The 13,355-nt window shown below is 67.3% G+C and carries 14 protein-coding genes; 11 read left to right on the top strand and 3 right to left on the bottom strand.

Features of this window, described 5'->3' with window-relative positions:
• Window positions 1-101 precede the first annotated feature (101 nt).
• The 3 genes from VGR67_14925 to VGR67_14935 all read left to right on the top strand — a co-directional run bounded on the left by VGR67_14925 (window position 102) and on the right by VGR67_14935 (window position 3,577).
• The gene (locus VGR67_14925) at window positions 102-707 is read left to right on the top strand and encodes a heme-copper oxidase subunit III (GenBank protein ID HEV8337705.1); all 606 of its coding nucleotides are present in this window, start codon (window positions 102-104) and stop codon (window positions 705-707) included.
• Window positions 708-715: 8 nt separating this feature from the next.
• Entirely contained in the window at window positions 716-1,165 is a 450-nt protein-coding gene (locus VGR67_14930) for a cytochrome C oxidase subunit IV family protein (protein HEV8337706.1), read from the top strand.
• Between the two features lie 186 nt (window positions 1,166-1,351).
• Window positions 1,352-3,577, top strand: coding sequence for a protein kinase (locus VGR67_14935; GenBank protein ID HEV8337707.1), 2,226 nt, complete (start codon window positions 1,352-1,354; stop codon window positions 3,575-3,577).
• 217 nt (window positions 3,578-3,794) lie between these two features.
• On the opposite strand, the gene VGR67_14940 is transcribed toward VGR67_14935, so the two are convergent.
• The 3 genes from VGR67_14940 to VGR67_14950 are packed head-to-tail and all read right to left on the bottom strand — an operon-like array spanning window position 3,795 to window position 6,636.
• Window positions 3,795-4,865 carry a DUF420 domain-containing protein gene (locus tag VGR67_14940; GenBank protein ID HEV8337708.1) on the bottom strand — a complete coding sequence of 357 codons (1,071 nt, stop codon included), beginning with the start codon at window positions 4,863-4,865 and terminating at the stop codon, window positions 3,795-3,797.
• The gene (locus VGR67_14945; GenBank protein ID HEV8337709.1) at window positions 4,862-5,644 is read right to left on the bottom strand and encodes an ABC transporter permease; all 783 of its coding nucleotides are present in this window, start codon (window positions 5,642-5,644) and stop codon (window positions 4,862-4,864) included. The genes VGR67_14940 and VGR67_14945 overlap by 4 nt, the downstream gene beginning before the upstream one ends.
• 5 nt (window positions 5,645-5,649) lie before the next feature.
• Window positions 5,650-6,636, bottom strand: a complete 987-nt coding sequence (locus tag VGR67_14950) for an ABC transporter ATP-binding protein (protein HEV8337710.1) — start codon at window positions 6,634-6,636, stop codon at window positions 5,650-5,652.
• 217 nt (window positions 6,637-6,853) lie between these two features.
• On the opposite strand from VGR67_14950, the gene coxB reads away from it, so the two are divergent.
• Genes coxB through VGR67_14990 form a run of 8 tightly spaced genes read left to right on the top strand, consistent with a single transcriptional unit; the run spans window position 6,854 to window position 13,290 of the window.
• Entirely contained in the window at window positions 6,854-7,552 is a 699-nt protein-coding gene (gene coxB / locus VGR67_14955) for a cytochrome c oxidase subunit II (GenBank protein HEV8337711.1), read from the top strand.
• 37 nt (window positions 7,553-7,589) lie between these two features.
• On the top strand, window positions 7,590-9,335 hold the full coding sequence (locus tag VGR67_14960) for a cbb3-type cytochrome c oxidase subunit I (GenBank protein HEV8337712.1): 1,746 nt from the start codon (window positions 7,590-7,592) through the stop codon (window positions 9,333-9,335).
• A gap of 21 nt (window positions 9,336-9,356) precedes the next feature.
• Window positions 9,357-10,343, top strand: a complete 987-nt coding sequence (locus tag VGR67_14965; GenBank protein HEV8337713.1) for a COX15/CtaA family protein — start codon at window positions 9,357-9,359, stop codon at window positions 10,341-10,343.
• Window positions 10,340-11,245, top strand: a complete 906-nt coding sequence (gene cyoE / locus VGR67_14970) for a heme o synthase (GenBank protein ID HEV8337714.1) — start codon at window positions 10,340-10,342, stop codon at window positions 11,243-11,245. The genes VGR67_14965 and cyoE overlap by 4 nt, the downstream gene beginning before the upstream one ends.
• Window positions 11,242-11,370: a hypothetical protein gene (locus tag VGR67_14975; GenBank protein HEV8337715.1), complete on the top strand. Its 129-nt coding sequence runs from the start codon at window positions 11,242-11,244 to the stop codon at window positions 11,368-11,370. The genes cyoE and VGR67_14975 overlap by 4 nt, the downstream gene beginning before the upstream one ends.
• A gap of 7 nt (window positions 11,371-11,377) precedes the next feature.
• Window positions 11,378-11,986 (top strand): cytochrome c oxidase subunit 3, encoded by a 609-nt coding sequence (locus tag VGR67_14980; protein HEV8337716.1) that lies wholly within the window; start codon window positions 11,378-11,380, stop codon window positions 11,984-11,986.
• Window positions 11,983-12,273: a hypothetical protein gene (locus VGR67_14985; protein ID HEV8337717.1), complete on the top strand. Its 291-nt coding sequence runs from the start codon at window positions 11,983-11,985 to the stop codon at window positions 12,271-12,273. The genes VGR67_14980 and VGR67_14985 overlap by 4 nt, the downstream gene beginning before the upstream one ends.
• Before the next feature lie 57 nt (window positions 12,274-12,330).
• Window positions 12,331-13,290 carry a metal-dependent hydrolase gene (locus VGR67_14990; protein ID HEV8337718.1) on the top strand — a complete coding sequence of 320 codons (960 nt, stop codon included), beginning with the start codon at window positions 12,331-12,333 and terminating at the stop codon, window positions 13,288-13,290.
• Window positions 13,291-13,355 lie beyond the last annotated feature (65 nt).

Genomic DNA, 13,355 nt, shown 5'->3' on the forward strand with positions numbered 1-13,355 from the left:
CACTTCTCGCACCTCCCCGGCCTGTGGTATATTCCGCCGCTGCGGCGGGGGCTGGCCCGCCGGCGTGACCCCGGGACGAGCCGCCGGAGCGACCATGTAAGATGATGGACCATGCGAGCACCATGGATCCGATGACCGATCCGGTCACCCCCTCCCCCCTCAGCCCGAGCTGGGGGAAGCTGATGATGTGGCTCTTCCTGATGAGCGACGCCATGTCGTTCGCGGGGCTGCTGTGCGCCTACGGCGCGGTGCGCATGGGGAACCCCCTCTGGCCGGTCCCGTCCAGCATCCTCGGCGTTCCCCTCACCGCCTTGAATACCTTCATCTTGATCTGCTCGTCCGTGACGATGGTGAAGGCGGTCGCCGCGATCCAGAAGGGGGACCAGAAAGGCCTGCGGCGGTTCCTCGCCTTCACCATGCTCGGCGGGGCGATTTTCCTCGGGATTCAAGCGTACGAATGGACCCACCTGATCCGTGAAGGGCTGACGGCCAATCGAAGCCTGTTCGGGGCCACCTTCTTCGCCCTGACCGGTTTCCACGGCTGCCACGTCTTCGGAGGAGTCTGCTACCTGGGGTTCATCCTCGCCGCAGCCTTCCGCGGCCGCTACAGCGCGACCCACTGGACGTCGGTGGAAGTGGTGGGACTCTACTGGCACTTCGTCGATCTCGTCTGGATTCTCGTCTTCACCTTCGTCTATCTGATCTGAGGGCGATCATGAGCGGTGAGGGGCACCAGGAGCCGAACTACATGGGGGTCTTCGTGGCCCTCATCATCCTGACCGCGGCGGAAATCGGCATCTTCTATCTGCATCTGCCGCAGCTGGTGATGGTCGTCTCGCTCGTCCTGATGGCGCTCGCCAAGGCGGGTCTCGTCGCCGCCTATTTCATGCACCTCCGCTTCGAGAAGAGAACCCTGGCGATCATCGTCCTCACCCCTCTGATCCTGTCGGCGGTGATCATCATCGGCCTCGTCCCCGACGCCAACAACCGGTTCAGCTACCCCCGCAAGGCCCCGACGAACTGGGTCCTTCCCGGCGAGAAGGGGGCCGAGGAGAGCGCGCCCGCCGAAGGCGGCGCGCCCGGGGCTCCCGGCGAGGGCCAGGAAGCTCCGGAAGCTCCGCCCAAAGACCTGCCGCCGGCGCCCGCCGGTGAGACGCCCGCCTAGCCCGCGCTCGCATCCTCATCTGGCCGAGCCGCCGGCGCGACTCTGCGCTTGGTTCAGTCATGGATCGCTCGGCATGGGGATTCCGCGGGACGAGACTTGCTCCAAGACCTCACCCATCGTATATTGCACGCAGATTTTCCATAAAAGCTAATCAATGGCCGCCGCGCGCGGCCGGAGACTACGGCAATGGAAGTCCAGGTCGGCAGCACCATCTCGCACTACCGGATCCTGCGCAAGCTCGGCTCCGGGGGCATGGGCGTGGTCTACGAGGCGGAGGACGGCCAGCTCGGCCGGCGGGTCGCCGTCAAGTTTCTCTCCGAGGCGATGGAGCAGGATCCCTCCACCCTCGAGCGCTTCCAGCGGGAGGCGCGGGCAGCCTCCTCGCTCAACCATCCCGGCATTTGCACCGTCCATGCGATCGAGGAGCACGAAAAGCGGCACTTCATCGTGATGGAGCTGCTGGAGGGGGAAACCCTCGCGCAGCGCATGGCCCGCCAGCCCCTCGAGATCGGCGAGCTCCTCGATCTCGGGATCCAGATCGCCGACGCGCTCGAGTCGGCGCATTCGAAGGGGATCGTGCACCGGGACCTCAAGCCGGTGAACCTGATCATCAACGCGCGCGGCCAGCTGAAGATTCTCGATTTCGGCCTGGCCAAGGTGGGGGCGGGGGGCGGCCCCGTGGATCGCGCCGGCGAACCCTCTCAGGCCGAGACGATGCTCAAGTCGGGGCAGCTGACGACGGCGGGGGCGGTGCTCGGGACCGTCTCCTACATGTCTCCGGAGCAGGCGCGCGGGCTGCTGACCGATGCGCGCACCGACCTGTTCTCTCTCGGAGCCGTCCTCTACCAGATGGCGACGGGGCAGCTGCCGTTCCCGGGAGATACGCAGCCGGTGGTGTTCGAGGCGATCCTGAACCGCCCGCCGCGGCCGCTCTCCGAGGCCAACCCCCGGATGCCCGCCGAGCTGGCAAGGATTCTCGAAAAGGCGCTCGAAAAGGACCGGAACCTCCGGCATCAGACCGCGACGGAGCTCAAGACCGACCTGCTGCGACTCAAGCGCGATCTCGACTCCGGGAAGCGGAAGTCGTCGGACCTATCCGACTCGAAAGCCTCGGACCGGGCTTCCGAGAAATCGATCGCGGTCCTGTACTTCGAGAACCTGAGCGGGAACAAGGAAGACGTCTACCTGCGGGACGGCATCACCGAGGACATCATCACGGAGCTGTCGAAAATCCGCGGGATGAAAGTCTTCTCACGACCGACCGTCCTGGGCTATCGGGACAAATCGGTGACCCCCACCCAGATCGGCCAGCAGCTCGGCGCGGCCTACGTGCTGGCCGGGAGCCTGAGGAGCGCCGGCAGCCGGCTGCGCATCACCACCCAGCTGGTCGACACCCACACCGACTTCCCGCTCTGGTCCGAGCGCTACGACCGTGAGATGAAGGACGTGTTCGAAGTCCAGGACGAGATCGCCCAGAAGATCGCCGCGGCCCTGCGGATCCAGCTCTCCCCGCAGGAGCAGCAGGCGCTCGCGGCCAAGCCCACCGACAACATGCAGGCCTATGATCTCTACCTGCGGGGCCGGAGCTACGCCCGGCGGCTGACCCGGCAGGACCTCGAATTCGCGCTCCAGATGTTCGAGAACGCCGTGACCCAGGATGCGAAGTTCGCGCTGGCCTTCGCGGCGATCGCCAACGTCTGCGCCTACTACCACGCCCACTACGCGCGGGAGGACGTCTGGATTCATCGCGCCCGGGCCGCCGCCGAGCGGGCGATGGCGCTTCAGCCCGACGTGCCGGAAGTGATGGTCGCCCAAGCGTGGATCCTCTACGCCAAGGGACAGTACGACGAGATGACGGCGATCGTGCGCAACGTCATCGCCCGCAAGCGTGACTGCGAGGGGGCCTATTACCTCCTGCTGCGCGGCCTCTACGCTTCCGGACGGTACCAGGAGGTCGCGAACGTGGCCGACGAGGCGATCGAGTCGAGCGGGACCGATTACAACGTCTACGTTCCGATTATGAATTCGCTGGGCGCGCTGGCCAAGGAGGAGGCGCTGCGGAACATCCGGCATCGCGGGATGCAGGCGCTGGAGGCGCATCTGCGCGAGGTGCCTGAGGATGCCCGGGCCCGGATCCTGGTAGGCGTGTGGTACGCCATGGAGGGGCGCCACGAAGACGCAATCCGGGAGACCAATCTCGCCATGCTCCTGCGCCCCAACGAGGCGATGGTCCACTACAACGCCGCCTGCACCTTCTGCCAGATCAACAAGAAGGCCGAGGCGCTCGACGCCTTGGGCAAAGCCTGGCGCAACGGGTTCAAGGACGCGGATTGGGCCCGCCGTGATCCCGATCTGGCGATCCTCCGCGGCGACCCGGAATTCGAAAAGCTTTACCCGGAAGCGCATCCCTGATCCGGACGGCGTCCGATCCCGAAACAACCGGTCCCTGCGCCGGCCGATCCCCCCTGGCCTGAAGCCGCCGCCGGATTTCTTTCTTGCCTCCAGCCTCCCCGGCGCCCCCGGCGAACCGAAAGCGCGGCCGATCTCGAACGGGGATTCCCGCCGGAAATTTGCTTTTTCGATCGGGTTGAGCAGCCGTTGGATAGGGCCCGCCGGCGCGAAGGCCTCCCTAAGCCTTCGCCCCGTAAACCCAATAGAGCATGACGTAGACCAGGACGCCGGTGATCGAGACGTAGGCCCAGATGGGGAAGGTCCAGCGGGCGAGGCGGCGGTGGGCGGCGAAATCGAGGCGCAGAGCCCGCGCCAGCGTCACGATCGCCAGGAACGGGACGGTCGCGGCCAGGAGAGTGTGGGAAAGGAGCAGCGAGAAATAGACGGGTCGAATCCATCCGACGCCGGGGAAGCGGACCGAGCCCGCCTGAAGATGGTAGGCGACGTATGAGATGAAGAAGAGGACCGAGGTCGCGAAGGCGGAAATCATGCAGGCGCGGTGGGCCGGTATCCGCTCCCGCCGGATGAAGAAGTACCCCCCGCAGAGGAGGAGGAAGCTCGCGGCGTTCAATCCGGCGTTCAGATGGGGCAGAGAGCGGGTGGAGAAGAGCGGGTGGAGGCTGCCGGCGAGCGCCGCGAGGTCGGCCCGCAGCTTCGCCATCTCGGCCGGATCGGTCGATTCGTAATAGCCGCGAATCCGGACCTGCGGGTCGAGAAGGACGAGCGAGACGCTGTGCAGGGTCGCCTCGGGGGAAGTGTCGACCGGCGTCTTGGAGGCTCCCGCGACCCGGAAGCCGTTCCGGATCAGCGCGTCGAGCGCCTTCGGTGGGCCGGTCACGAAGCGCCAGCGTGCCGGATCGGCCGAGAAGCCCCGGGCGTACTCGGCCAGGGCTTCCGGCGTGTCGCGCTCCGGATCGACGGTGAAGGAGATCAGGAGGGCCTCCGGCCAGCGCGGCAGCGCCCAGGTCTGCAGCTTCGCCATCTGGGCGGTGACGGTCGGGCACTGGGCGGAGCAGGAAGTGAAGATGAAGTCGGCCACCGTCACGCGCCCTTCGAGGTCGGCGCGCGTGATCGTGCGGCCGGCGCTGTCGGTGAGAGTGAAATCGGGGAGCGCGCCCAGGTCGGGCAGGGCGCGGGCCCGGCTGCCGGCGCCGTAGCGGCTCCAGAGAAAAGCGACCGCGATCGCCGCGATCACCAGGACCAGGAGGGACCAGAGCAGGCGCGTCGGCAACCGGTCGTCGCCGCTCATCCGGTCGCTCCGCCCGTTCGGCGGCGCGCCAGCAGCGTGGCGAGCAGGAACGTCGCCAGCCCGAACGCGGCGATCGCCGGCAGGCTGGCGCGCAGCGACGGGAGATCGACCGGAAGCTCCCCGTCCGCCCCGTAGAGGATGCGCCGCAGGGCGGCGGTGCCGTAGGTCAGCGGATTGATCCGCATCACCCACGCCAGCCAGGCCGGAGCGCCGTGCGCCGGGAAGAACGCGCCGGAGAGCAGCCAGAGCGGCATCAGGAAGACGGTCATGATGGCATGGAAGCCCTGGGTCGAATCCATCCTCCAGGCGATGCAGAACGACAGCGCCGTCAGCGCGAAAGCCACCGCGAATTGCACGGCCACCGCGGCCAGGAACATGCGGATCGTCAGGTGGATCCCGGCCCAGGGGGACAAGGCCAGGAGGACCGTTCCCTGCACGAGGGCCAGCGTGGTGCCTCCGAGGACCTTCCCCAGCACGATCGCCGAGCGCGAGACGGGGGCGACGAGAACTCCTTGGAGGAATCCCTCCCGGCGGTCCTCGATGACCGAGATGGTCGAGAAGATGGCGGTGAACAGAAGGATGAGGATGATCGTGCCGGGAAAGAAGTATTCCAGGTAGCTGAGGTCCCGGCCGCCGGTCGAAGGGCGGAACGACGCCTGCAGCCCCGCTCCGAAGAGGACCCAGAAGATCAACGGCTGCGCGAAGGCCCCGAAGACGCGGCTGCCCTGCCGGAAGAACCGCACCTGCTCGCGCCACCAAAGCGTGTAGACGCCCAGCATCGCTTTCACCGCTCCCTTCCCGCGGCGGCCGGCGCCTCCTCCTTCTCCTCCTCGCGGAAGAGGTGCCCCGTGAGGCGGATGAAGACGTCCTCGAGCGTCGGCTTTCCGACCTTGACGGCCGAGATTTGTCCCGCGAAGCTCTCGATCAAGGAAGGCAGGAAACGGTGTCCCTCGGGCCGCTCGAGCCGCACCGCTCCGTCGACCACCTGCGCCGCCTCGCCGAGCCTCTCCCGGATGGCCTCGGCGAGCTGCGTCGGGCGCGGCGTCTCGATCCAGACGACGTCGCCGCCGATCATCGCCTTCAGCGCGTCGGGCCGGTCGAGCGCCACCAGCTGGCCGCGGCTCAGGATCCCGATCCGATCGCAACGCTCCGCCTCCTCCAGGAGATGGGTCGTGAGGAGCACGGTGACGCCGTTGTCGCGGCGGAGCCTCTCCAAGTACTCCCAGAGATCGTGACGGGCGCCTGGATCGAGCCCGGTCGCCGGCTCGTCCAGCAAGAGGATTTCGGGCCCGTGGAGGAGTCCCTTGGCCAGCTCGACCCGCCGGCAGAGGCCGCCGGAGAGGACTTCCACCCGATCGCCCGCCCGATCGGCGAGTCGGAAGCGTCCCAGGAGGTCGTCGATCCGCCCCTTAAGCGGCGCGCCCGACAATCCGTAGAGGTGCCCCTGATGCCTCAGGTTCTCCCGGACCGTGAGCTTCTTGTCCAGGCTGAAGGCTTGGAACACGACGCCGATGCGCCGCCGGATCGCCCGGAGCGTCTCCCCGTCGGTCGAGCGGCTCAGGATCCGCCCGAACAGCGAGGCCCGGCCTTCGGTCGGGACGGCGAGCGTGGAGAGGATCCGGAAGAGGGTCGTCTTGCCGCCGCCGTTGGGACCGAGCAGCCCGAAGATCTCGCCGCGATCGACGGTGAAGCTGACCTCTCGCAGGGCTTGCCGATCGCCGTAAAGGTGCCGCAGGCCCTGGACCTCCAGGGCCGGATCGCTCCGGCTCATCTTCTGACTCCCAAGAGGCAGGATGATACACCGCTCCGTCGCCGGCGTCATCCGCCCGCGCGCCGCTCGCATGAAGCACGCGGGGGACTCGGCAGGTCCTGGCCGCGGGGCGCGAAACCGGCCCGAGGCCGGCGGAATCGCCCGAGAGGAGTGTTGACAGACGCCGGCGCGACATGTATAAAAGTGCGTTTTCGGGACGGAAAAAAGCGGGAGACGCATGTTCGTCTGGCTGCCGGAAGTCGCCTCGACCTACGGTCCGCGCATCGACCATCTCTTCTACATCATTCTCGCCCTGACCGGCGGAAGCATGATCCTCACCGAGGCCTGCCTCTTCTGGTTCGCCTGGAAATACCGGCATCGTGAAGGGCGCCGGGCGCATTACACGCACGGAAACAAGACGATCGAAGCGGTGTGGACGGTGATCCCGGCCGGCATCCTCGTGATGCTGACCTTCATGAGCAAGTCGGTGTGGGATCTCGTGAAGCACACCAATCCCCCCAGCGACGTGAATCTGCTGATCACCGCCAGCCAGTTCAACTGGGAGGTCCGCTATCCGGGATCGGACGGCAAGCTGGATACACCAGACGACGTCGTCCTGAACAACGAGATGCACGTTCCCCTGGGCCGGCCGACCCACATCATGCTGCGATCGAAGGACGTGATCCACAGCTTCTTCCTTCCCAACATGAGGGTGAAGCAGGATGTCGTCCCGGGGTTGACCATTCCGATCTGGTTCGAGCCGACGAAGGCCGGGAACTACGAGATCGGCTGCGCCGAGCTCTGCGGATTCGGTCATTACACGATGCACGGAATCCTGACGGTCCACCCCGCCGAGGAGTACAAAGCGTGGCTCGAGCAGGCGGAGAAGGAGGCCGGCCCCCAGGCGGCTCCCGCCGCCGACGAGGGCCCCGCATAGTCCGGAGCCGAACCGGCCGAGACGGAGAATCAAGAGCATGACCCAGTCCCACGCGAGCGCGCCCGATCACGGCCCCACCAGCTTCTGGACGAAGTACGTCTTCTCCCAGGATCACAAAGTCATCGGGATCCAGTTCATGTTCGTGAGCTTCTTCTTCATGCTCATCGGCGGCTTCCTGGCGATGATGATCCGCTGGCAGCTCGCCTACCCCGACCGCGCGCTGCCGGGGGGGAGCCTCTTCCCGTCCAGCGTCCTGGAGGAAGGCCACATCACCCCGCCGGTCTACAACCAGATCTTCACCATGCACGGGACGATCATGATCTTCTTCGTGATCATTCCGATGCTCACCGGCGCGTTCGGAAACTACCTGATCCCCCTGATGATCGGCGCGCGGGACATGGCCTTTCCCAAGCTCAACATGCTCTCCTACTGGGTCCTGGTCCCTTCGGCGTTCGTCATCCTGTCCAGCTTCTTCGTCCCGCTGGGGCCGGCGGCGGCGGGCTGGACCAACTACCCGCCCCTGTCGTACGACCCGCAGTGGACGGGGGTCGGCATCGGCCACACCCTCTGGCTGGTCGCGCTGCTGATGTCGGGGACCTCCTCCATCATGGGATCGCTGAACTACATCACCACCATCGTCAACATGCGTGCCCCGGGGATGTCGTTCTTCCGCATGCCGCTCACCATCTGGGCGCTGTTCGTCACCGCCATCCTCCAGCTCATGGCGACGCCGGTCCTGGCGTCGGTCCTGGGGATGCTCCTCCTGGACCGGACGGTGGGGACGCATTTCTTCGCCCCCGCCGGCGGAGGCCACGTCATCCTCTGGCAACATCTCTTCTGGTTCTATTCGCATCCGGCCGTCTACATCATGATCCTGCCGGCCATGGGATTCGTCTCCGACATCATCTCCACCTTCTCCCGCAAGCCGATCTTCGGCTATCACGCCATGGCGTACTCGATCATGGGGATCGCGGGCCTCGGCTTCATCGTCTGGGGCCATCACATGTTCCAGAGCGGCATGAACCCGACGCTGGGCACTTCCTTCATGATGTCGACGATGCTCATCGCCGTCCCTTCGGCCATCAAGACCTTCAACTGGCTGGGAACCTTGTGGCGGGGGACGATCCATTTCACGACGGCGATGCTCAACGCCATGGCCTTCGTGTCGATGTTCATCATCGGCGGGCTGTCGGGCATCTTCATGGCCTCCACCCCCGTCGACATCTTCATCCACGACACCTACTTCATCGTGGCGCACCTCCACTACGTCCTGTTCGGCGGCAGCATGTTCGGCATCTTCGCCTCCGTCCATTACTGGTTCCCGAAGATGTTCGGGAGGATGATGAGCGAGAGGTGGGGGAAAGTGCACTTCGTCCTGACCTTCATCGCCTACAACCTGACCTTCTTCCCCATGCACCTCCTCGGGATGGGCGGGATGATGCGGCGCATCTACGATCCGACGCAGTACGACTTCCTCAAGCCGCTGCAGCCCATGAACATCTTCGTCTCGATGAGCGCCTTCACGCTCGGGTTGGTGCAGCTCATCTTCATGCTCAACTTCCTCATCAGCCTGTTCCGCGGCAAGAAGGTCGATCGGAATCCCTGGCGGGCGAACAGCCTGGAATGGGCCGCTCCGTCGCCTCCGGGACACGGGAACTTCGAGACCATTCCCACCGTGTACCGCGGCCCGTATGAATTCTCCTCGCCGGAGTCGAAGGAGGATTACCTGCCGCAGGACGTACCCTCGGCGCTTCCGGCGGGCGCGCCGGCCGGCGTCCATTGAGGCGGCGGCGATGAGGCCCGCGTGAGCTCCGCCGAGGACCGGGGCGCTCCATTCTCCCCAGCCTTGCACGGCTTCGCAGTTTTCACGGCCCTGTGCACCGTGGTCCTTCTGGTCGCGGGAGGACTGGTGACCAGCACCGGCTCGTCGCTCGCCGTTCCGGACTGGCCCCTCTCCTTCGGCCAGGTGCTTCCCAAGATGGAAGGCGGGGTCCTCTACGAGCACGGCCACCGGATGGTCGCCTCGTTCGTCGGAGGGCTGTCGGTGGCGCTGGCCGTCTGGATCGCGCGGCGCGAGCGGCGGCGGTGGGTGAGGCGCCTGGCGTTCGCGGCGTTGCTCGCGGTGGTGCTCCAGGGAGTCCTGGGGGGCGTCACCGTTCTGATGCGCCTGCCGCTCGCCGTTTCGGTCGGGCATGCCTGTCTGGGCCAGATTTTCTTCTGCCTGGTCGTCACCCTCGCCGTGGTCACCGGGCGGGACTGGGCCGGTGCCCAGGAGGCGCGGCGATCGGACGGCGGCTTTCCGCCGCTTCCGTCGCTCTGCCTCGCGTCGACCGTCATGATCTTCATGCAGCTCGTTCTGGGGGCCCTCGTCCGGCACACCGGCTCGGGGCTGGCGATACCGGACTTTCCGCTCGCGTTCGGCCGGCTCGTGCCCCCTGTCCTGCGGGGCCAGGTCCTGATCGCGTATTTGCACCGGCTCGGAGCGCTCGGCGTGATCTTGATCGTGAGCTGGACGGCGGCTCGGATCCTGCGCCGGCACGGCGAGGTGGCGGCGCTCCGGCGCCCGGCGGTCCTGATGCTCTCCCTGCTCTTTCTGCAGGTCGCGCTGGGAGGGCTGACGGTCCTCAGCGAGCTGGCGGTCGTCCCCGCGACGGCCCACGTCGTCACGGGGGCGCTGCTCCTCGCGACGGCCTGGGTCGCCACCCTCCGGAGCTTCCGGAGGATCGCGCCGCCGGACGTGACCGAGCCGTCGATCCCCGCGGGCCGCCGGGAAGGATGGGCGGTGCGATGAGCGAGATGATTGGGCTCGAACAGGTGGCGGAGTCGCGGGTTGCCTCGGGAAGCCTGTCCGACTATCTGGAGCTGACCAAGCCGCGCGTCACCTCGCTGGTGGTCGCCACCACCGCCTTCGGGTTCTATCTGGGAAGCCGCGGCGGGATCGATCCCGTCCTGCTATTCCACGCGCTCCTCGGCACCACGCTGGTCGCGGGAGGGACGAGCGCGCTCAACCAGGTGATCGAGCGCGACAGCGACGCGAAGATGGAGCGGACGCGCCGACGGCCGCTGCCCGCCGGGAGGCTGCAGCCGGTGCAGGCGCTCGGCTTCGCGACGGCGCTGGCCTCGGCGGGGATGGTCTATCTGGCGCTCACGGTCAATCTTCTGACGGCCCTGCTCGCCGCCGCGACCCTGGCGAGCTATATCTTCTTATATACCCCGCTCAAGGCGCGGACCCCGCTCGCCACTCTCGTCGGGGCGGTCCCGGGCGCGCTGCCGCCGCTGGGGGGGTGGGCGGCGGCCGCGGGGTCGCTGGCGGCGGGCGGCTGGGCGTTGTTCGCCATCCTCTTCCTGTGGCAGCTGCCGCATTCGCTGGCGATCGCCTGGATGTATCGCGACGACTATGTCCGGGGGGGGTTCCGCCTCCTGCCGGCGGTCGATCCAAGCGGCGACGGCACCGTCCGGAGGATCCTCGGCAACGCTCTCGTCCTGATCCCCGTGAGCCTGACGCCGGCGCTTTTCGGGCTGACCGGCATCGTCTATTTCTACGGAGCGCTGGCGCTCGGCCTTTTCCTGATCTGGCACTGCGCCGGAATCCTGCGCGACCGGGGTCACGCCAGCGCCCGCCGGATCGTCCTGGCCTCCGTCATCTACCTTCCGGCGCTCCTGCTGTTGATGGCACTGGACAAGATCCGATGAACTTCAGCTCTCCTTTCGCCTCCGCGGCGCTGAAAGAAAAGAACCGCAAGACCGGGCGCCTCCTGGCGTTCGTCATCCTCGGCCTCGTCCTGCTCTCCATCGCCACCGTCCTCATCGCGAACTGAGCCCGTCATGGTCTCTGGAGTGACGCAGCGGCCTGCGCAGCCCGATCCGCGGCAGACTCCGCCCGCCATCCCGAACCACCGGCTGGGAATGATCATCTTCCTGGTGGCGGAGACGATGCTGTTCACCGGCCTGCTCGGCGGCTATCTGGTCCTGCGGCTCGCGGCGCCGATGTGGCCCCCGGCGGGCCAGCCGCAGCTGCCGTTCTGGGCCGGCGCCGCGAACCTGGCCTTCCTGGCCGCCGGGAGCTTCGGAATCCATGGGGCGCTGCGCGCCGCCCGGCGCGCCAGCCATCGGGGGGTCCTGCGCGGCATCTCCGTGGCGCTCGCCGCCGGGGCGGCCTTCCTGGCGGTTCTCGGGATGGAGTGGGCCCGCCTGCGGTCGAGCGGGCTTTCCCTGTCGAGCGGCGGGACCTACGGCGCGCTCTTCTTCGCCCTGACCGGCTGTCACGCGCTGCACCTGCTGGCCGTTTGGATCTGGATCGCGGTCCTGCTGGTGATGGCGCTTAAGGATCGGTTCTCCCCGGCCCATCACGAGCCGGTCGAGATGGCGGGCATGTTCTGGCATTTCGTGACTCTCGCCTGGCTGTTTCTCTTCGTGATACTCTACGTCCTATGAGAGCGTCCTCCTCCCAACGGCTCGCCCGCCTGGCCGCGTCCGCCTCGCTCGCGTACGGCTTCTGCCTGGCCGCCGCGAAGGCGACCGCCCAATGCGCCATGTGCTCGGGCGCCGCCGACGCCTCCGCGGGTCAGTTCGCCTTCAGCAAGAGCACCCTGATGATGCTCTCGGTCCCCTATCTCCTGCTCGGCGGCGTCGCGCTCTACGTGGTCCGCGCTTTCCGGAGAAGCCGCGAGGATTCCGGCGGCGCGCCCGGAGACGGAGACGCGGATTCGGCCGGGAGGTAGATCCGCCCCTCATCGCCTGGACTTTCCGGGCCGCCGCGCGTGCCCCCGGGGAGGCTCATGGACCCGGTGACCCACACACTGGTGGGGATCACGACGGCGAACGCCTTTTTGCGGCGGCGGGCTGGGCGGGAGGCGGTCCCGATCCTGGCGTGGGCCTCCAACCTGCCGGATCTCGACGGCGTGGTGATGCTGACGGGACATCCCGCGGCGGTCGTGTTCCGCCGGACCTTCGGCCATTCCCTCTTCCTTCTGCCGCTCTGGTCCCTTCTCCTCGCCCTGGTCCTGCGGCGCTTCTATCCGCGCCCGAGTGTTAGGACCGTCTACGGTCTCGTGCTCCTCGGCGCCGGCCTGCATCTCTTCTTCGACCTCATCAATTCGTTCGGCGTCGTCCTGCTCTGGCCGCTGAGCGATCGCCGCCCGGAGCTGGCGATCGTCTTCATCGTCGATCTGGTTCTGACCGGCCTGCTCGCGCTGCCGATCCTCCTCGCGGCCCCGGCGGCGCTCCGGCCGCGCCGGGCGCTGCTTTCGCAAATTTCGGCGGCCGCCGTCGTCCTCTATCTCGGAGTCTGCGCCGCGGGGCACGCCCTGGCCCGGGAGGCGCTGGCCCGGGAGGCGCTGGCGACCCCGGGGCGGGCCGACTTCCTCTACGTCTTTCCCGAGCCGCTGGGTCCCCATCGATGGCGCGGGGTCATCCGGAAGGGAAACCTATACGACGTCTACCTCGTACACTCGTTCACCGGCCGTCTGGAGAAGAAAGAGCGTCTCGAGACGCACCCCGAGAGTCCCGAGGCGGCCCGCGCCCGGCAAACCCCGCTGGGGCACCGGTTGGAGCGGTTCTTCAAAGCCCCGGTCTGGGAGACGCGCCGCTCCTATCCGGAGGGCGCGCCGGCGAGGGTGACCGCCTACGATTTGCGGTTTCGTTCCCTGGTCCTGAACCGTCGCTCGATCTTCCCGTTCTGCTTTCAGGTGACGGACGCCGGCGCGAAAGCCTGTCGCCAGGGGGCGTCCCTGGAATGACGCCGGGCGCCAGGCCTTGGTCGCCCGGATCGCTAGGCGGACAGGCTCCTGTAGCGAAGCGGCGC

Source organism: Candidatus Polarisedimenticolia bacterium (assembly GCA_036004685.1).
Lineage (GTDB): Bacteria > Acidobacteriota > Polarisedimenticolia > Gp22-AA2 > AA152 > DASYRE01.